11 protein-coding genes, 1 tRNA gene and 1 pseudogene are annotated in these 19,561 nt (G+C 66.5%); 2 read left to right on the forward strand and 11 right to left on the reverse strand.

Translation table 11 applies throughout. The features are described 5' to 3' along the window. Window positions 1-31: 31 nt before the first annotated feature. The 4 genes from ACVZTU_RS17770 to ACVZTU_RS17785 all read right to left on the reverse strand — a co-directional run bounded on the left by ACVZTU_RS17770 (window position 32) and on the right by ACVZTU_RS17785 (window position 5,108). Window positions 32-1,408, reverse strand: a complete 1,377-nt coding sequence (locus ACVZTU_RS17770; protein ID WP_482401006.1) for an NAD-dependent succinate-semialdehyde dehydrogenase — start codon at window positions 1,406-1,408, stop codon at window positions 32-34. Window positions 1,409-1,733: 325 nt separating this feature from the next. After that, window positions 1,734-3,638 (reverse strand): selenocysteine-specific translation elongation factor, encoded by a 1,905-nt coding sequence (selB, locus tag ACVZTU_RS17775; protein ID WP_482401007.1) that lies wholly within the window; start codon window positions 3,636-3,638, stop codon window positions 1,734-1,736. Continuing rightward, a complete protein-coding gene (gene selA, locus ACVZTU_RS17780; RefSeq protein ID WP_482401008.1) occupies window positions 3,631-4,950 on the reverse strand; it encodes an L-seryl-tRNA(Sec) selenium transferase in 1,320 nt (439 codons plus the stop codon). The genes selB and selA overlap by 8 nt, the downstream gene beginning before the upstream one ends. Window positions 4,951-5,013: 63 nt before the next feature. Continuing rightward, window positions 5,014-5,108: transfer RNA gene (locus ACVZTU_RS17785), tRNA-Sec, on the reverse strand. A 199-nt stretch (window positions 5,109-5,307) separates the two neighbouring features. Here ACVZTU_RS17785 and ACVZTU_RS17790 point away from each other — a divergent pair. Next, the gene (locus tag ACVZTU_RS17790) at window positions 5,308-9,300 is read left to right on the forward strand and encodes a phosphodiester glycosidase family protein (RefSeq protein ID WP_482401009.1); all 3,993 of its coding nucleotides are present in this window, start codon (window positions 5,308-5,310) and stop codon (window positions 9,298-9,300) included. A gap of 111 nt (window positions 9,301-9,411) precedes the next feature. Then, on the forward strand, window positions 9,412-10,398 hold the full coding sequence (selD, locus tag ACVZTU_RS17795) for a selenide, water dikinase SelD (protein ID WP_482401010.1): 987 nt from the start codon (window positions 9,412-9,414) through the stop codon (window positions 10,396-10,398). 6 nt (window positions 10,399-10,404) lie between these two features. On the opposite strand, the gene ACVZTU_RS17800 is transcribed toward selD, so the two are convergent. The 7 genes and pseudogenes from ACVZTU_RS17800 to ACVZTU_RS17830 all read right to left on the reverse strand — a co-directional run bounded on the left by ACVZTU_RS17800 (window position 10,405) and on the right by ACVZTU_RS17830 (window position 19,486). Next, a complete protein-coding gene (locus ACVZTU_RS17800) occupies window positions 10,405-10,626 on the reverse strand; it encodes a hypothetical protein (protein WP_482401011.1) in 222 nt (73 codons plus the stop codon). 318 nt (window positions 10,627-10,944) lie between these two features. Beyond that, the gene (gene nrfD / locus ACVZTU_RS17805; RefSeq protein WP_139467562.1) at window positions 10,945-12,258 is read right to left on the reverse strand and encodes an NrfD/PsrC family molybdoenzyme membrane anchor subunit; all 1,314 of its coding nucleotides are present in this window, start codon (window positions 12,256-12,258) and stop codon (window positions 10,945-10,947) included. Continuing rightward, window positions 12,255-13,382: a 4Fe-4S dicluster domain-containing protein gene (locus tag ACVZTU_RS17810; RefSeq protein WP_139467563.1), complete on the reverse strand. Its 1,128-nt coding sequence runs from the start codon at window positions 13,380-13,382 to the stop codon at window positions 12,255-12,257. Before ACVZTU_RS17810 ends, nrfD begins: the two co-directional genes overlap by 4 nt. A gap of 419 nt (window positions 13,383-13,801) precedes the next feature. After that, a pseudogene (gene fdnG / locus ACVZTU_RS17815) lies at window positions 13,802-16,963 on the reverse strand (formate dehydrogenase-N subunit alpha); the annotation flags it as partial. 136 nt (window positions 16,964-17,099) lie between these two features. After that, a complete protein-coding gene (locus ACVZTU_RS17820; RefSeq protein WP_139467565.1) occupies window positions 17,100-17,822 on the reverse strand; it encodes a class I SAM-dependent methyltransferase in 723 nt (240 codons plus the stop codon). Beyond that, window positions 17,819-18,256 carry a thioredoxin gene (gene trxA, locus ACVZTU_RS17825; protein WP_139467566.1) on the reverse strand — a complete coding sequence of 146 codons (438 nt, stop codon included), beginning with the start codon at window positions 18,254-18,256 and terminating at the stop codon, window positions 17,819-17,821. The genes ACVZTU_RS17820 and trxA overlap by 4 nt, the downstream gene beginning before the upstream one ends. 138 nt (window positions 18,257-18,394) lie before the next feature. Continuing rightward, complete coding sequence (locus tag ACVZTU_RS17830; protein WP_139467567.1) at window positions 18,395-19,486, reverse strand: LCP family protein; 1,092 nt, start codon at window positions 19,484-19,486, stop codon at window positions 18,395-18,397. Between the last annotated feature and the right edge of the window lie 75 nt (window positions 19,487-19,561).

Raw genomic sequence — 19,561 nt, forward strand, 5'->3', positions numbered from 1 at the left:
CCGGTGCTCAGCCGAGGCGGTTCCCCTTCCCTTATTTCGCGGTGAAGTGGAGCCGTTTATTCACGAACTCACCCATCCCGATCGGACCCATCTCACGACCGAAACCAGACCGCTTCACACCACCGAACGGCAACTCAGCCGCCTCAGCAGCAATCGTGTTCACATGCGTCATCCCCACCTCAAGACGAGCAGCCACACGATCAGCACGCCCCTCATCAGCAGAGAACACAGACCCACCCAAACCAAGAGCACAATCATTGGCCAACTCGAGAGCCTCCTCATCGCTGGAGACCTTGAAGACTGTGGCCACGGGGCCGAAGAGCTCCTCACCATACGACTCGGAATCCCGGGGCACATCAACGAGCACCGTCGGCGCATAATACGCCGCCGGGCCTTCTCCCAGCTCACCGCCGATGAGCACCCGAGCACCTTCGGACACGGCTTTCTTCACCTGCGCATCAACGGTCTCCGCGGCGGCACGACTCGACAACGGCACATACTCACCCTCACCCAGATTCATCGGATCCCCCGGAGTAAGTCCGGTACCCAATCGCACGAGTTCGGCTACGAAGTCGTCATAGATGTCGTCCATGACGATCAGGCGCTTATTCGAGTTGCAGACTTGTCCGGCGTTATACGTCCGAAACTCCCACGCCTCACGCGCCACCGCCGCAACATCGTCGGCGTCGAGAACAACCATCGGGTCGATGCCGCCGAGTTCGAGCACGGCCTTCTTCAGGTTCTGACCCGCCTGGGCACCGATGATCGCACCCGCCCGCTCCGACCCGGTCAACGACACACCCTGAACCCGAGGGTCAGCAATGAGCGCAGCGATCTGGTCATGGTTGGCAAAAAGGTGGGAGTACCCGCCGGCAGGGACACCGGCGGCGTGGAAGATCTCCTCGATCAACAGTGCCGACCGTCCACAGATATCGGCATGTTTGAGCATGATCGTATTGCCCAACACCAGATTCGGGGCAGCGAACCGGGCGACCTGGTAGTAAGGGAAGTTCCACGGCATCACACCCAACAGAGCACCGACCGGCAGAGATTCGATCCGCGCGGTACCGGGGATGGTCGACGGGATCTGATAATCCGTGACCAGACTGGGGCCGTGGACGCCGTAGTAGTCGATGATGTCGGCAGCGAACTCGACCTCGTCAACAGACTCGGCATACGACTTGCCCATCTCCACCGAGATCGTTCTGGCGAGTTCGTCCTTGCGTTCATGGAAGATCTCCGCAGCCCGACGCACAACCGACGCCCGCTCCTGAATATCGGTGTCCTTCCACATCAGGTACGTGGAGTGGGCAGCAGTCACTGTGGACTCGATCTCGGCATTCGTTGCCTCGGAAAAGGTCTCGACGACCTCGCCAGTGGCGGGATTCTGAACACGATAGTTCGACATGGTTGCTCCTTCGCAGTCTCGGGTCGGAATCGCATCTGCGCGACCGGAGACGGTCAATGGTGAGAATTTCTGGTGGGCGGTCAGTGCTGCGACCAGGGCAGCGCGCCCGGATATGGGGATTGTGAGGCGATGAATGGCGTCGCTGCGGCCCCATCACCGCAGTCAGTTATCACCCATACCATCGACGGAAGCGCCCGAATCGGCGCGAACGATCATTCCGACTTGATCGTAATACAGGTCACGGAGTTTCGCCGAGGCGGCCGCCCACCGACCCGGCGAGCGGTTCGTCGTCGTGGCCGTCCGTCCGATAGTGCCACGAGGGTCCTCAGCGCACGACTTCGCGGTGTGTGGTGTCGAGTCGGCGCGTCCAGCCCCGGCCGTCGAGGTGTTCGAGCAGGGGGATGACGACGCGTCGGGTCGTCCCCAGCGCCTGCCTCGCCTGGCTTGTGGTGAAGGGCTGGTCGAGACCGGCGAGGATCCGCATCGCCTGCGCGGGGGTGCGCGGAGACACGATGATTCCGTCGCCGAGGCGCAGGATCCGTCCCGCCTTCGCGGCGACCGCGAGCTCCCGCGCTCCGAGGCCGAGTTCTCGCAGGTCATCGGCTTCCGGTGCCGCGAACGGGTCGGCTGCGAGCAAGCGTTCGATCTCGGCGATACCGGCTTCGGCGGCACCGAGTCCCGCGGCATGCCCGGGCGGGCAGACCATTCCGTCGACGGCTTCGAGCCCGGCGCGGGAGATGATCTGGTTGAGCAGTGCGCGAATCGCGCCGCCGGAGCCTTCGGGCAGAGGCAGAGCCGGTTGGATTTTCGCCTTCGCCGGGGAGTCGCGTTTCGATTCGGCGCCGCGTCTGCGACCTGAGTCCGGAGTTCGCTGAAGTGCCTCTGCGACGGCTTTGACGGGCACTCCCGCGGCCATCGGCGTGGCGGCGAGTTCGCCTCGGACCAGGGATTTTGTCGCCTCGACCCAGGAGGTCAGCGTCGGCGAGTGGACGAGCCACTCACCCACTTCCTCAACATCGGCAGGCAAGGATTCGTCGACGGGAACCTGCAGACCGAACCGGGTAAGGAAGGTGCGTTCGACGGCTCCGCGGCGGGCCACCTCGGCGAGGATATCGCCTTTCACAGGATGCTCGGCAAGCTCATGAGCTCGCCTGGCGCCGTCGCCTCGTCGGGACAGTTCGGGCGGGTCGACGTCGAGCACGAGGAGGCCGGCGAAGACGTTGCGGCTTCCTGGCGCGCGGAGCACAATCCGGTCGCTGACCTGCAGGGGAAGCGGTCGGTCGAGGGTGAGCCGGGCGTGGTCGGCATCGAATGCCCGCAATCGTGCGGGCACGGCGGCGGTGCCGATATGGGCCATGAGTTCGTGGATGCCGGAGTCGAGGGTCTCGCCCATGGTGCGGCGCACGTCGATCGTGTCGACGATCGGCCAGGCCCCACTCGTGAGCAGTGCGTCGCCGCGGTGGAGGTCGTCGGCGGGGACGTCGCGCAGGTTGACGGCCACGCGGGCCTGCGGGACCACCTCGGTAGTGGTGGAATTACGGGACTGCAGACCCCGCACACCCACGATCCGGTCGATGGTCTCTCCGCGCAGCTCGACTGTATCGCCCGTGGTCAGTGTGCCTGCCGTGAGGGTCCCGGTGACGACGGTGCCGGCTCCCTTGATGGTGAAGGCCCGGTCGACCCACAAACGCACCCTCCCCGAGGTGGTCGGAGGCTCGGCCGTGGTCGTGACCTCGTCGAGGACGCTGATGAGTTCGGGCAGGCCCTGCCCGGTCGTGGCTGACACCGTGACGATCGGCGCTGCTTCGAGTGGTGTTCCACGCAGCTGCGCTCTGACCTGAGCCTTTGTGGTCTCGACGGAGTAGGGGGCGAGGTCGGCCCGGGTGATGACGACGAGGCCGTGGGTGATGCCGAGCGCATTGATCGCGTCGCGATGGTCAGTCGATTGGGCTTGCCAGCCCTTGTCTGCGGCGATGACGAAGCAGGCGATGGGGGCGGGGCCGAGCCCGGCAAGCATGTTCGCGAGGAACTTTTCGTGCCCCGGAACGTCGACGAAGGCGAGTTCGCGTCCCGAGGGCAGGGTCGTCCAGGCGAAACCGAGGTCGATGGTCAGCCCGCGCTTCTTCTCTTCGGCCCACCGATCGGGTTCCATTCCGGTCAGGGCATTGACCAGCGTCGACTTCCCATGGTCGACGTGTCCGGCGGTGGCGATGACGAAAGTGTCAGGCATTGTCAGCACGGACTCGCTTGATGGCGGCAGCGATGCGGTTGTCTTCGCTTTCGGGTACGCAGCGCAGGTCGACCAAGCATCGTCCCTGGTGGACTCGGGCGACGATCGCAGGATCGCTGCGGCGCAGCGGCTCGGCGAAGGCTTCGGGCAGTTCGACGGCCCAGCCGGACAGGGGCACTCCGGGGGCTCCCCCGCCGCCGACTCGTCCGTCGTGGTCGACGATCGTGGCACCGACCGCCTCGGCGAGGGTTTCGGTGCGTTTCCGCAGGTGAACTGTGTCGATGTGGAGGGCGTCGTGGATCGGGTTCGCCGTGTGCGTGATCGTGGCTTCCAGCGCCGCGAGGGTGAGTTTGTCGGTGCGCATCGCTCTGGCCAGAGGGTGTTTGGCCAGTGTCTGCACTGCTTCGGTGCGGCCGAGGATGAGTCCGGCCTGCGGTCCGCCCAAGAGCTTGTCGCCGGAGACGATGACGAGGTCGGCGCCGGCGCGCAGGGCGGTGTCGATATCGGGTTCGTCGGGCAATGCCGGGTCGGGAGTGAAGAGCCCGGACCCGAGGTCGACGATGAGCGGCAGGTTGTGCTCATCGGCGAGTCCGCGCAGTTCAGCCACGTCGACGGAGGAGGTGAATCCTTCGACGCGGAAGTTGCTCGTGTGCACCTTGAGCAGGCAGGACGTGTCGTCGCTGATGGCCTCGGCGTAGTCGGCCACGTGGGTGCGGTTCGTCGTGCCGACCTCGCGCAGGCTGGAGCCGGTCGTCGTCATGAGGTCGGTGAGGCGGAACCCGGCACCGATTTCGATGAGTTCGCCGCGGCTGATGATGATCTCGCCGGAACCTGTGCCGCGGCCGCGCACCGCAGTGACGGCCAGCAGCAGGGCGGCCGCACCGTTGTTGACCACGAGAGCATCCTCGGCAGCCGGGCTCGCCTGCAGTAGGGCGGCCTTCGCTCCGGTGCCCCGCTTGCTGCGTTTGCCGGTGCCGAGGTCCATCTCGACGTCGACATATCCGGCCGCCTCGGTGATCGCCTGGGTTGCCGCAGGTGAGAGCGGTGCCCGGCCGAGGTTCGTGTGGACGAGGATGCCGGTGGCATTGAGCACTGGGGTCAAGGAGGAAGCCGAACGGGAGGTGAGCTTGGAGGTGATGGCGGGGGCCACCTCGGCGACGGGGATCTCGCCGGCTCGGGCGGCGTTCTGCACCTCGGAGATGATGGCCTTGATGGTCGCCTGGTTGAGGCGCTCACCTGCTGCGATGACCTCGGGAAGGGCGAGGAGATGATCCGTGCGCGGAATGGATCGACGCGGGTCGGACTCGACCATCTGACCTCCTCCTCTGCGCGGGGTCATGGCGGCGCCGCTTGGTCGGCGGAACCGCGAAACGGTTGGCGGAGGCGGACGGGAATCGAACCCGCCAGACCGAGATACTCGGTCTCACTGGTTTTGAAGACCAGGGCGCCCACCAGGACACGGACGCCTCCATAAGGAATCCTATCGCGGGTGTGAGCGAGGTGAAGCGAAGGGCCGATGCGGCCGGGGCGGCGCTCGATTGACCAAACGAACCAGTATCGAGCGCGCCGGTACCGATCTTCCGACCGAGTTCACTCACCATTCGCTCAGGCTTCTCCGAGCGCGGCTTAAGGTGACAAGGTTCCCAGCCATCACCGCTCGAAGGTCGTCATGCCCTCTTCGCTTCATCCTGCCTGGTCACACCGCCGATCCCATCCCACCGGAGAGCGACTATTCATCCCCGCCATCCTCGCCACACTGGCGGTCCTCGCTGCCCATGTCGCACCCATCGGAACGCTCCCCGGTCTTCCCGGTCCCGCCTCGACACCGGCCCATGCTGCAGCACCAAGCGAGGACGACCTCGGCAAGGACGGGTCGGCACTGCGCGACGTCGAAACCAAACGCGTGGCTCCGGGACTCGACCTGACGAACTTCTCCCGTCTCGAGGACGGAGGGTGGAACAACGGCAATGTGCTCACCGCGGACCTCACCACGGACTCCCTGTCGATGGACGTCCGCGACACGGGAAAGGTCGCCGGCGCCGGTACCACCAGCGAGATCATGGCGGGCGGACCCGAGGGGAAGAAGGCCGTGGCCGCCGTCAACGGCACGTTCTTCGACATCAACCAGTCGTGGGCACCGATCTACACCTCGGTGTCTCGGGAGGGAATGCGCATCGGCTCGAAGGAGGCCAAACCGGCGCTCACGCTCGAGGACAAGAAGGCAGCCGTGTCGATGCTCTCCGCGGCGGGAACGCTGACCCATGACGGGCAGGAGACGGAACTCGGCGGATTGAACAACCCGGAGCTGAGCCCCGACACCATCGGTGTGTACAACGAGGCGTGGGGAGACCATACGCTCGACCGTCCGGTCGGCGGCCCCGATGACATAGCCGCCGAGGTCGCCCGCGTCACTGTCGTCGACGGAAAGGTCACCGAAACCTCGGGCATGGTGGACGAAGCGGGCGACCCGGAAATCCCGGCAGAAGGACAGGTCCTGCTCGGCCGCGATGCCGGGGCGAAGACGCTGTCGGAACTCGAAGTCGGCGACGACGTCGATGTCGAGATCGGACCGAGCGAGGATGTCGACATGGGGATCGCGGGCAGCCACCAGATCCTGGCCGACGGCTCGGTTCCCGACCTCCCCGCCGGCGACCTCGAAGACACCGAACACCCGCGCACCGCGGTGGGCATCAGCAAGGACGGTTCGGAGCTGTTCGTCACCACCATCGACGGACGCAGCGAGTCCTCGGGAGGCATGAGTCTCGAGGACATGGGCGAGTTCTTCTCTGACATCGGCGCCTACAACGCGGTCAACCTCGACGGCGGCGGGTCGACGACGATGCTCGCCCGCACAGCCGGCGCAGATGCTCCGGCACTGCAGAACGACCCGTCCGACGGTAAGCAGCGCACCGTCGCCAATGCCCTCGTCTTCTACTCAGATGCCCCCGCGGAGCAGCTGGCCGATGCGCAGATCGAACCCGAACTCGACGGACAGACCACCGTGCTCAAGGGGCTGAGCCGATCGATGAGGGGCACCGGGCTCGGTGAGAATCTCGAACCGATCGCCTCCTCCGGAAAGTTCTCCGCCGACGGCGGAGTGAAGCTCGCCGACTCCGATGAGTCGAACGCCCGCGTGACCGGTGAGACCACCGGCAAGGGTCGCGTGAGCTATGCCGTCGACGGGCACACCGCGCGACAGGACCTCGATGTGCTCGGCGAACCGGTCGGACTCTGGCCGAGCGCGCGGAGCATCAACCTCGAGGACGCCCAGGACTCGCAGACGGTGTCCCTGACCGGCTTCGACTCCGAGGGCAGGCGTTCTCTCATCGAAACCGGCGACATCGACGTCGACGCCGACGAAGGGCTGAGGGTCGACACCGACAGCCTCGGCGAACTCGTCGTCTCCGCCGATTCGTCGACGGCTGGGAAAGGCAAGGACTCCCGCGACGACGAACCGACGTCCGGGAACGTGAAGCTCACCGTCGGAGACGTGACAACGACGATCCCGGTGACCGTCGGCACCGAAACGACCGAGGTCCTCGACTTCTCCGACACCTCGGCGTTCACCGACGGCCACGATCGGGCCACCGGCTCATTCACCGCAGGTGAGCCCAGCCCTGATGGCAAGCCGAGCATCGATCTCACGTATGACTTCTCCACCTCCTCGGCGACGCGCGGCTACTACCTCATCCCGAAGGAGCCGGTGAAGCTGGAAGGCAACACGGTGGCGTTCGAGATGATGGTCCGCGGCGACGGCACCGGGGCCTGGCCGAGGCTGCAGGTGAGCACTCCCGACGGCACAGTGACGAACATCGACGGCGACCACATCACCTTCGACGGGTGGCAGAAGGTCCGCTTCACCGTCCCCGAGGGGCTCTCCCAACCGCTCACCCTCGAACGGATCCGGATGATGGAGACCCGGTCTGCCGAAAAGTACAAGGGGGACATTTCGATCTCCGACCTCCAGGCGATCTCCACGCCTGAGACCGACGATCCGGCCACCTCGGCGCGGCATGATCCGGCGCTGTTGACAACCGGGACCGTCGCTGACCGTCCGCAGAACATCGCCGTGATGAGCGACGCCCAGTTCGTCGCCACCGACCCGGATTCCGAAGCTGTCAAGGGTGCCAGGCGGACGCTGAAGGAGATCCGCGAGGCGAAGCCGGATCTGCTCGTCATCAACGGCGACCTCGTCGACGAGGCCTCTCCGGAGGACTTCGAACTGGCGAAGACGATCATCGACGAGGAGTGGGATGAGTCAATCCCCTACATCTACGTGCCCGGCAACCACGAGATCATGGGCGGGGAGATCGACAACTTCGAGGCCGCCTTCGGTTCCCCGACCGGCGAACGCACAGTGGGGCGGACGAAGATCGTGACCCTGAATTCCTCGGACGGAACGTTGAACGGCAGCGATGATTCGCAGTTGAACATGCTCGAAGACGCCCTCGACGAGGTGGCCGAACGTGACGAGCTCACCGGCATCACCGTGTTCTTCCACCATCCCCCGCAGGATCCGCTGCCGTCGAAGACGAGCCAGCTCGGGGACCGACGGGAGGCCGAGGAACTCGAGAAGAAGCTCGGAGAGTTCCGCAAGGACAGCGGGAAGTCCGCGGCCGTGATCAACGGCCATGTAGGAGCATTCCACGGGTCCGCGGTCGAGGGCGTGAGCTACCTCATCAACGGAAACTCCGGGAAGGATCCGGCCGGCACTCCGGCGACCGGCGGATTCACCGGATGGACGATGCTCGGCGTCGATCCCGGCGTCGGCGACGTCGGTGACGATCCGACCACAGCCGATCGGGTCGGCTGGCTGGCCGCGGAGACGAAGCCGCGCGTCGATTCGATCTCACTCGAGGCACCCGGCTCCCTGGCCCTGGGTCAATCCGCGGACGTCGCTGCGTCCTTCACTCAGGGTGAGCGCACCGTTCCCGTCGGGTGGCCGGCGACGGCTCAGTGGGGTGGTGACGGGGTCGTGGTCGATTCCGGCGCCGAGGTGGCCATGCAGCAGGCGACGGGCGCGAAGGTCAGTGCCCAGTCAGTGAAATCCGGGGCCCCCGAGGCGGCCTCCGACGTCGTCCGCGTCAACCCGGCGACGGGTCAGATCACCGCGGAGAACCCGGGAACCGCGGTCCTCGAGGTCACCGTCAACGGCAAGACCGCGAAGGCCACCGTCGAGGTCGCGGGGGAAGAACCGCCTCCGGGTCCCGGCGATGACGACGGATCTGAGGACAGCGGAGCATCGGCCGACAGTGCGGGAGCTGAGGACGGCTCCGACGCTTCCTCCACGGGAGGCGAGGACCGCTCATCGGAGGGGTCGGACGATGACGGTGCCTCGACCAAGGCCTCGGCCGGTGCCGATGAGGATTCCTCGGCGGGAAGCGGTTCGGACGGAGCCTCGTCGAATGCCTCTTCGAGTGCCTCGGGCGGCAGCGAGGCGAGCGGCTCGTCGGACAGCGAATCGGACGGCACTTCGTCGACCGCCTCGTCGAGAAGCGATGCGAACGCGGACGGGTCGTCTGACGGGAACGGCGATCTGCCGCGCACGGGCGGGCCGGTTCTGCTCACCGCACTGCTCGGCGCGTTGCTGGTCATCGGCGGAATCATCGCCGTCCGCGCGGCCCGCGCGCGGCGGGCCGGCCGCCCGGCGGGGAGGCAGTGACCCGGGCGAACGACCGGCCGTGCGCCCGTACGGAGGTGCACGGCCGCCTCGGCGACGGAATGGAATCGGGCGTCCGTCGACGCCCTTGACCGCCGGTGTTAGTCTCGCAGTATGACTGCGATTCAGGACCGTCTGACCTCGTTCGCCCACGGTGGAGGATGCGCCTGCAAGATCCCTCCCGGCGAGCTCGAGGACGCGGTGCGCGGCCTGGTCGGTCGGCCCGGCCCGGATGTCCTCGTCGGCCTCGATGACGGCGATGATGCCTCGGCGGTGCGAGTCCGCGATGACCTCGCGGTGCTCTCGACCGCGGATTTCTTCACCCCGGTCGTCGATGACGCCTACGACTGGGGACGGATCGCGGCGGCCAATGCGCTCTCGGACATCTACGCGATGGGCGGGGCCCCGGTCACGGCGATCAACCTCGTCGGGTGGCCGCGGGAGAAGCTGCCGATGGAGCTGCTCACCGAGGTCCTGCGCGGCGGGCTCGACGTCGCAGCGCAGGCGAACTGCCCCGTGGCCGGCGGCCATTCGATCGACGACCCCGAACCGAAGTACGGCATGGCCGTGACCGGTGTGGCCCACCCGGATGAACTCATGCGCAACGATTCCGCCGAGGCGGGGCTGCCCCTGACATTGACCAAGCCGATCGGCGTGGGGATCCTCAACAACCGGCACAAGCAGACCGGCGAGGTCTCCGAGGAGGCCATCGCCACGATGACTGCACTCAATGCCGAAGCGTCGCGGGCGGCCGTGGCTGCAGGCATACGAGCGGCCACGGATATCACCGGGTTCGGTCTGCTCGGGCACCTGTTCAAGATGGCCCGTGCCTCAGGAGTCGGAGCGGTCATCGATTCGGCTGCGGTGCCCCGCCTCGGCGGTGTCGATGAGTCGATCGCTGACGGGTATGTGTCCGGCGGGACCAGGCGAAACCTCGACTGGGTACGACCTCATCTGACCGCGGATGATTCCGTGACCGAGGACGACCTGCTGCTTCTGGCCGATGCGCAGACCTCCGGCGGGCTGCTCGTCGTCGGCGAACTGCCTGGTCACCCCGTCATCGGTGAGATCGTCACCGGTTCAGGCGTGCACGTGAGGTGAGGGGCACTATCGGCGCGGGGTGACGTCCTCGTCGCGGAACTGGCGGAAGCTGGACGTGAAGAACCAGAAGAAGGCACCGGTGAAGAGACCGGCCAGGAGTGTCTGCCACCAGTTGAATGACTCGTTGCCCCAGCCGAGCAGGTGCATGCCGAAGTAGACCAGTGGGAAGAGCAGTGCTACGAGCACACCGAGCTTGATGCTCTGGCGGTCCTGAAGCAACTTTTTCATAGGTCTCTCACGCTACCCGACGCACTTCATTTCGCAAGTCTATTTGCTGAATATGCTGTCTCGTGAGGCACTTTTCGGCATCAATCGGCGTTCACAGGGGAAGTTCGCGCGACGATTTCGAGCATCCTTCATCGGTCGTCGCACACCACCCCGTTACACCGAGGTGTTTTCGCACTGAAGGCGAGGGGGTTCCGCCGGAACTGTATGAAGAGCCACTCGCGAGTGAGTGTTGGCACTGCCGGCGCCCAGCAACACGAACAGTGAGGGGTGCTCACGGTGGGGGCGCTCGCGCTTAGCGGTGATGTCCCGCCCGCGCGCCTACCGCCCGGTGGTGATGGAGTCGTCGGTGATGCCGCGAGCCCGACGCTCTTCGAGGCGAGCGCGCTGCGGTTCGACCACGTGACGCGGGTCCTTCGTCGATTCGATGCCGGCTTCCAGCACACCGAAACGCGTGTACGCCGAGGCGGCCGCCAAGGCCGCACCGGAGACGACGGACAGCCCCCGCAGCACAGCACGCGTCTTCCAACTCCGCTTTGCGACTCCAGCAGAGCCTGCACTTCCGACAGCCTCAGCAACTGCGCCAGCCACACCTGAAGCACTCGCTGAGCCGCCAGAGCTACGCCCACCCAGCTTCTTCGCGAACACGCGCGCCCCCACCTCGACGACGGCGGCTCCGACGGCTCCGGCGATGAGCAGCCTCTCGGCCCGATGCAGCTTGTGTCCCGGTTCGCCGTCGTCCAACGGATCGACCTCGGCCGGGTGCATGCGCTTCCTCATCGCCGACATCGCATAAGCCTCTCCGGCGGTCCCGGCGAGCGCGAGCAGTCGGGCCGGGCCGGTCTCGGCCACCGGTGCCAATGCCATCGCGGCACCTCCGGCGGCCATCGATGCCGAGGACACGAACACGTACGGCAGACCGTTGCGACCGGCGGCGTTCCAAGTCGGAACGGCCGTCGCCCCGAGAAGCACAGCGGTATATGCGGCCAGCGGAGTAGCAAAGAAGGCGGACTCGACGGCCGCCGGCGTCTCCATCGCATGGAGCACCTTGCGCAGCGGGCCCAGAGGCAGCAGCTTCTCACCGGTGATCCGGTCGAGTTCGATCGCAAAGGTCACTCCCGATCCGACGCCGAAGCCGGAGAGGATCCAAGTGCCCAAGCTCATCGGCGATGAGACTTTGACGACGCGCATCATATTGAGGAACCGCTCGGGCCTGCCGAGGTCAGCCACGAGAGCGGCACCGCCGATGCCGGTCGCGGCGATCGCAGTCATCCGGGAGGCGATGCGCAGACCGGGCCGATCGGTCAACTGCGCGCCGAAGCCCAACAGAGACGAACCGCCCGCCAGACCGCCGAGGAACAGGTAGGCCCCGATCTCATCGCCCCACGGTGGAGCCTTGACGATCGGTCGACCGTAATAGGACGTGAACTCGACATCCTCGACCATCGGCATCTCACGGTTGCCGTCAGCACCACGGTTCTTCCACCCGCCGCCACGGCCGTTGCCGCCGCGACCGCCCCGTCGACCACCGGAACCGTCAGGTCCGCCGGGACCTCCGCGGCCGCCTCGGCGACGTTTTCTGCGTCCGCCTTCCGGCTCGGGTGGGCGGTAGGAATCGTATTCTGAAGTGCTCATGAACGGCGGCTCCCGAGGAACGCGAGACCGGCCGCGGCGACCATGCCCAGCGCCGCGATCCCGGCGTTGGCGTACATCTTCGGCAGATCCTTCGTCGCGACCCGCGGGTCCGGCGGCAGGCCGTAGACCTCGGGTTCGTCGAGGAGGAGGAACACCGATCCGGTGCCGCCCACCCCGTCGTTCGGGTTCGCCCCGTAGAGGCGAGCCTCGGTCAGGCCCTTCGCGTGGAGTTCGGCCACACGGTCGTGCGCCTGGTCGACCATGTCCTCACGGTCGCCGAACTTGATCGACTGCGTCGGGCAGGTCTGCGCGCAGGCTGGTTCCTGACCCTCGACGAGGCGGTCGTAGCAGAGGGTGCACTTGTTCGCGGTGCCCGCGTTCGGCACATCCATGTCCGCGGCCTTGCGATCATCCCGGTCGGTGGGGGTATTGATCGTGCCGTCGTCGCGGCGTTCGATGACGCCGAAGGGGCAGCCGGCCACGCAGGTTCCGCAGCCGTTGCAGACATCGTTCTGGACGACGACGGTGTCGAATTCGGTGCGGAAGAGCGCACCGGTCGGGCACACGTCGAGGCAGCCTGCGTGCGTGCAGTGTTTGCACACGTCGGAGGACATCAGCCAGCGGAAGTCCGCGGTGTCCGGGGGCGTCGTGTCGACGTTCGACAGGTCGGTCGGCTCCAGGGCACCCGGTGCCAGCAGATCGACGCCCAGCTCAGGCGTCGTCGGCAGACCGGCGGAGGTTCGGCCCTCGGCCGCCGCACCCAAGGCCCCGTCCAGCGGCTGCGCGGCGGCAGACTCATCGGTGCGCGGGCGGATCGTGGGCATGCCGAGATTGACGAGCTTGCGCCCGGATTCCCGCGCCTTCTCGATGCGTTCGGAATCCTGTTCGATGAACGCGACGTGCCGCCACGTGTTCGCCCCGAGGCTGCCCGTGTTGTCATACGAGGAACCGAGCAGTTCGAAGGTGCCGTCCTGAGGGTTGCGGTTCCACTCCTTGCACGCGACTTCGCAGGCCTTGCAGCCGATGCAGATCGAGGTGTCGGTGAAGAATCCCTTGCGGCTGTGCGCGGAATCGTGCCAGTGCCCGTCCGCCAACGTGCCGTCATCGATCGTCGGTGTCGACATCAGTCGTCCTCCTCCTCGTTCTCCTGCCGGTCCCGAGCGGCGCTGGCGCGAGCTTCCGCTTCGGCCACCTCGGTTTCGGCGATCGCACTGCCGTCGGCGTGCCGGCCGTGGTCGGGGTCGCCGTCGCTGGGGTCCCCGTCGTCGGCGCGGTTCGACACCGCCGTCTCGTCGGGTTCGGCCGGTTCGGTCGCCTCGGTGGGTTCGATGGTGATCCTACCGCTGCGATCATCGGCACTGTCGACCGTCGCCGAGGCGGTCGTGCCGTCCCCGCCGGAGGCTCCGTCCCGTCCCCCGTCCAGGGTCTTGCCCGGGGTGACGCCGACGGCCGAGTCGCCGCCTCGGTGAGCGTGCCCACCGGCGCTGCGACCCTGTCCGGCGTGATGGGAGGACTCGACATCCTCGGCGGGAACGGTGACCTGCTGGTTGCCGGATTCGGGGCTGAGTCCCGCCTCGCGTTGGTACTTCTCGACGAAGTCGACGAGTTCGGGTCCGCGGGGACGGCGGCCGGGCATGATCGTTCCGGCCACGTACTTGCTGTTCTGGATGTAGACGTTGGGGTCCATCGTCACTCCGAGCAGGTCGTTGGCGGAATCGCCTTCGACGACGGCACCCTGACCTCCCACGCCCCAGTGATAGGGCAGGCCGATCTGGTGGACGGTCTTCCCGCCGATGGTCAGCGGGGTCATCCGCTTCGTCACGAGGACGCGGGCCTCGATCGCCGCCCGCGGGGAGACCAAGGTCGCCCACCCGTAGGGCTCGAGCCCCACCTCGGCGGCGAGTTCGGGTGAGATCTCGCAGAACATCTCCGGCTGCAGCTCCGACAGGTACGGCAGCCACCGGGACATGCCTCCGGCGGTGTGGTGCTCTGTGAGTCGGTAGGTCGTGAACACATAGGGGAAGACCTCGGATCCGGGCACCCCGGCACCGGGAGCCGACAGGTTGTCCTCACGGCGCATGACCATCCGGGTCGGGCTGTTCTGCTGGGAATACAGCGGGTTCGCGACCGTCGATTCCTGCGGTTCGTAGTGGGTGGGAATCGGCCCGTCGATCATGCCGCTGGGTGCGAACAGCCATCCCTTGCCGTCGGCCTGCATGATGAACGGATCGTCACCGTCGAGGTTCGCGGGTCCGCCATAGGCGGCATCCGATCGGGCGGCGGGTGCGCGGTCGATCGGGAAGTCGGGTACGTCCTTGCCGGTCCACTTCCCGGTCTCGTCGTCCCACCACACGAACTTCTTCCGTTCCGACCAGGGAGTTCCGTCGGGTGCGGCCGAGGCACGGTTATACAGGATCCGGCGGTTCGCCGGCCATGCCCACGCCCATTCGGCGGCGGTTTCGTCCTGCTCATCCCGCGGTTTGCGGCGGGCGGCCATGTTCTGGCCTCCCGCGTAGACGCCGGCGTAGATCCAGCAGCCTCCGGCGGTGGTCCCGTCGTCGGTCATCTGGTTGAAGTTGTCCAAGGGCTCGCCGTCGCGGTCGCCGCCGATGAAGTAGCCGTTGATCTCCTTGACGACCGCCTCGGCGTCGACTTCACCCTCCTCGTCGACCGGGTAGTCCCAGGTCATGTCGAGCAGCGGCCGATCGCGGGGGTCGTCGGAATCCTTCAGCTTCTCGCGCACGGCTTGGCCGAGTTCGTAGAAGAAGTCGAGTTCGCTCTGTGCGTCCCCGGGCGGGTTGACGGCCTTGTGGCGCCACTGCACAAGACGCTGGGTCTGCGTGAAGGTGCCGGCCTTCTCCGTGTGGTTGGCTGCGGGCAGGAAGAACATCTCGGTGTCGATGTCCTCGGTCTTCAGCTCCCCGGTCTCGATCTCGGGGCCGTCCTTCCACCAGGTGGCGGATTCGATGAGGCTGAAGTCGCGGACGACCATCCACTTCAGGTGACTCATGGCCATGCGCTGCATGCGCCCGTTGGCCGAGCCCACTGCCGGGTTCTGCCCGAGCAGGAAGTACCCGTCGACACCGTCGTTGAGCATGCGCACCGCGGTCTGGTAGGTGCCGTGGGCGCCGTTGATGCGCGGCAGATAGTCAAAGGCGAAGTCGTTGTCCTGCGTGGCCGCGTCGCCCCACCAGGCCTTGAGCAGGCTGGTGGCGTAGGCACGGCCGTTGGCCCAGTAGCCCTTGTGGGTCTCCGGGGTGCCGACGGCGGCGACGTAGTCGTCGAAGGTGTCGTGGACTCCGGCACTGGGCATCGGCAGGTAGCCGGGCAGCAGGTTGAACAGGGTCGGGATATCAGTCGATCCCTGGATCGTCGCGTGCCCGCGCAGCGCCATGATTCCGCCGCCCGGTCGGCCCATGTTGCCCAGCAGCAGCTGGAGGATCGAGGCGGTGCGGATGAATTGCGCGCCGAGGCTGTGCTGGGTCCACCCGACCGCGTAGGCGAAGCACGTGGTCCGTTCCCGGCCCGAGTTCTCGGTCACCGATTCGTAGAGGTAGTCGAAGTCTGCGGGTTTGATTCCGCAGTTCTCCTCGACCATCTCAGGCGTGTAGCGCGAGTAGTGGTGCCGGAGAATCTGGAAGACCGATTTCGGGTCCTTCAGGCTCGGGTCCTTGAGCGGTGCACCGTGCTCATCCGTCTGGTACGACCACGTCGAATTCTCGTAGGAGTTCGTGTCCGGGTCGAACCCGGAGAACAGTCCGTCGAGATCCTCGGTGTCGACATAGTCGTCGCTGATGAGGTTCGCGGCGTTGGTGTAGGCGCGCACGTACTCGTCGAAGTAACGGCCCTCGGTGAGCACACGGTTGATGAGCGCACCGAGCAGCACGATGTCGGAGCCGGCCCGAATGGGCACGTGCTTATCGGCGATCGCGGTGGTGCGCGTGAAACGAGGATCGACGTGGATGATGCGGGCACCCCGGGCCTTAGCCTCACTCACCCACTGGAAGCCCACCGGGTGGCACTCGGCCATATTGGAACCCTGGATGATGATGCAGTCCGCATTCGCCATATCCTGGACGGGTTGTGTGGCGCCGCCGCGCCCGAACGAAGTTCCCAAACTGGGAACGGTGGCGGAGTGTCAAATACGCGCCTGGTTCTCGATCTGTATCGCCCCGGCCGCGGTGTAGAGCTTCTTGGCGAGGTAGTTCTCCTCGTTGTCGATGGTCGCCCCGCCGAGGCTGGCGATGCCCATCGTCCGCCGCAACGGGTGGCCTTTGTCGTCGAAGTCCTCCCAGTGGTTGCGGCGGGCCTCGATGAATCGGTCGGCGATCATGTCGATCGCGGTCGGCAGGTCGATCTTCGTCCAGTCCTTGGCCTTCGGGGCCCGGTAGAGGACGTCGGTGACACGACCGGGAGCGTTGACGAGCTGTTCGCTGGCTGCGCCCTTCGGGCACAGGCGGCCGCGAGAGATCGGTGAGTCCGGGTCGCCTTCGATCTGCACGACCTTGTCATCCTTGACGAAGATCTTCTGCCCACAGCCGACGGCGCAATAGGGGCACACGGATTGGACGACCTTGTCGGCCGTGACCGTGCGTGGAGTGGTGTCCCGAGTCTGCTGGGACACGACGGATTCGCCGCGTCCCGTCTTATCCGACGTGCGCAGCTGCCGGAGTACCGGCCACTCGAGGAAGCTGAACCGAGCCATGGCACCACCTTAGCCCCTCACGGGGCGGAAATGCACCAGGTGAGGCCGGGTTTTCGACCCCATCTCAGGGGGTTGGGAATCGCCCGGTTCGCCTCGGTGCCGGGTTCCGGGTTCCGGGTCTCTGGGTTGGCCGAGTTCAGATCCGGCGGGCCAGGAGGATCGCGTCCTCGAGTTCGGCGGGTTCGCCCGACGGGGAGGTCACTTCTCGGGTGCGGGTGCCGGCGAGTTCGATCTCCCAGCGGTGCGGGCTGGCGCCGATGAGGAGGGCGAAGTCTCCGTTCGGGCTGACCAGTTCATGGTGGTGGTCCATGCCGTGCTCGAACTTCTCGCTGTGTTCGGCGGCCCACGGCGGCATCGTCGCATGGGAGACGAGCAGGAGGGCCCCGCCCGGTGCCACGTGCGCGGCGACGCGGGTGAGGAGCTCTTCCCGGGTGTCGGGCAACCGGGTGTGGAGGAAAGATCCGGTGACGAGGTCAAAGCCGCCTCGGCGATCGGGGTCGTCCGGTTCCCAGGTGGAGACGTCGGCGACGGCGAATTCGGCGGAGATTCCGCGGGATTCGGCGGCCCGGCGGGCTCGGTCGATGGCCGTGGTCGACAGGTCGATGCCGGTGGCGTCCCAGCCGTTCTCGGCCATCCAGACGACGTCGGCGCCTTCTCCGCAGCCGACGTCGAGGACGCGGCCGGGGGTCATATCGGAGACGACGGCGACGAGGGATTCGTTCGGATTTCCGGACCAGATGGCGTCGTCAGCCCCGGCGTAGCGCTCTTCCCAGGCGGCCACGGAATCGGGTACGCCGGTATTGCCTGCGCCGGTTCTGTCTGAGTGGGTGTGGTCGTTGTGGCTGCTGGTCGCTGTCACTTGTCGACGCCCGGGTCGGCAGGGATCGAATCGGGGGCGGCACCGTCCGCGCTGTCGGTCTCTGCGGCAGCGGCGGCTTCCTGCTTGGCCAGTTCGGCACGGACCTCGTCCATGTCGAGTCCCTTGACGGCGGTGATGACCTGTTCGAGCTGCGGGGCGGCGAGCGCGCCGGGCTGGGCGAAGACGACGATGCCCTGGCGGAAGGCGACGAGGGTCGGGATCGAGGAGATCGCGAAGAGTCCGGCCAGCTGCTGCTGGGCTTCGGTGTCGATCTTGCCGAAGACGATGTCGGGGTTGGCCTCTGCGGCCTGTTCGAAGACCGGGGCGAACTGCTTGCAGGGGCCGCACCAATCGGCCCAGAAGTCGAGGAGGATGATCTCGTTGTCGTTGATGGTCGACTCGAAGTTGTCTTGCGTGATTTCGATCGTAGACATGCCGCCCAGTCTAGGAGCCGCGGATGAATATCGCCTGGACGGAGGTCACACGACGGGGCCGATGTCCGGAACGACGGGGCGGCTGAAACGGAGCTGACAACCGCCACGGCGGGGATCAACTCGGCGGGTGCCCGATGTTCACCTGCCGAGGTCGGCGATCGGTTCGTCGTCGATGATGGCGGTGAACACGGCGTCCGCCTCGGCGGATTTGACTACCCGGTTTGGGTCTTCCGGTGCGGGTGTCCACGGCATGATCTCGAAGGTGATGTCGTCCTCGGGCACGGAAGCCACCGTCGTGGCCAGGGAGGCCAGCGAACGCATCGAGTCGAGTTCGTCGTCGACACCGATCGTCGAGGTCACAGCGTCGAGGAATCCGTACAGGCGGTCGGGCCGGGTGAGGACCTGGCCGCTCTTGGCGCGGTCGATGATGGCCTCCATGACCATCTGCTGGTTGCCCATCCGTGAGATGTCGCTGCCATCGCCCACGGCGTGCCGTGTCCGGGCCAGGGCGAGGGCGTCGTCTCCGCCGATCGTCTGGTGGCCGGCGGGCAGGTCGAGGTTCGCCTTCGGGTCGTTGAGAGGTTCGTCGAGGTCGACGTTGATCCCATCGAGCGCGTCGACGATCGCTGAGAATCCGTCGAAGTCGACGTTGATGAAGTGGTCGACGCGCACCCCGGTGAGTTCCTCCGCCGCTGATACGGAGCAGGCCGGACCCGCATTGAGGGCCGAGTTGATCATCCCGTGCGTGGCCGCCGACGCGCCGTGGCCGGTATCGTCGCAGGCGGGAATGTCCATGATCGTGTCACGTGGGATCTGCACGGCGTCGATGCGGCCGCCGTCGGCGTCGACGTGAGCGAGGATCATCGCATCGCTGCGGGCACCCTCGGCACTGCCGAATCCTTGCCCCGAGGCGGTCCCGGAGTTCGCGCCTTCACCTGTGCCCGAGTCATCGGAGGCGTCCTTCGCCGAGGCGAGATCGCGAGTGTCGGATCCGATGATGAGGACGTTCGTCTCATCCGTGAGCTTCTCGGGAACGTCACCGCCGTGGGCGCGCAGCGGGGACGAGGAGATATTCGCGCCGAGGTTGTGCACCGCCACCGCGATCGTCACGGGGGCACCGATGATGAGGACCGCAGCCACGGCGACGAAGGTGCGCCGGCGCCGGTACTTCGCGGCGAGGCGTCGCTGTCGGCGGGGTCCTGGCGGCGGTGACGATTCTACGTTGTCCACGGTTCGGGTGCTCCTGCGTCCGGGGTCACGGCGGATTGCATACAAAACGGAATGTATACAATCCTAGATGCCTGC

Source organism: Brevibacterium sp. OS20, from assembly GCF_056837565.1.

Bases quoted from the DNA above. Each gene is read 5' to 3' on its own strand.
- ACVZTU_RS17770 (WP_482401006.1), bottom strand. From the start codon at position 1,408: ATGTCGAACTATCGTGTTCAGAATCCCGCCACTGGCGAGGTCGTCGAG.
- selB (WP_482401007.1), bottom strand. From the start codon at position 3,638: ATGCCTGACACTTTCGTCATCGCCACCGCCGGACACGTCGACCATGGG.
- selA (WP_482401008.1), bottom strand. From the start codon at position 4,950: ATGGTCGAGTCCGACCCGCGTCGATCCATTCCGCGCACGGATCATCTC.
- ACVZTU_RS17790 (WP_482401009.1), top strand. From the start codon at position 5,308: ATGCCCTCTTCGCTTCATCCTGCCTGGTCACACCGCCGATCCCATCCC.
- selD (WP_482401010.1), top strand. From the start codon at position 9,412: ATGACTGCGATTCAGGACCGTCTGACCTCGTTCGCCCACGGTGGAGGA.
- ACVZTU_RS17800 (WP_482401011.1), bottom strand. From the start codon at position 10,626: ATGAAAAAGTTGCTTCAGGACCGCCAGAGCATCAAGCTCGGTGTGCTC.
- nrfD (WP_139467562.1), bottom strand. From the start codon at position 12,258: ATGAGCACTTCAGAATACGATTCCTACCGCCCACCCGAGCCGGAAGGC.
- ACVZTU_RS17810 (WP_139467563.1), bottom strand. From the start codon at position 13,382: ATGTCGACACCGACGATCGATGACGGCACGTTGGCGGACGGGCACTGG.
- trxA (WP_139467566.1), bottom strand. From the start codon at position 18,256: ATGTCTACGATCGAAATCACGCAAGACAACTTCGAGTCGACCATCAAC.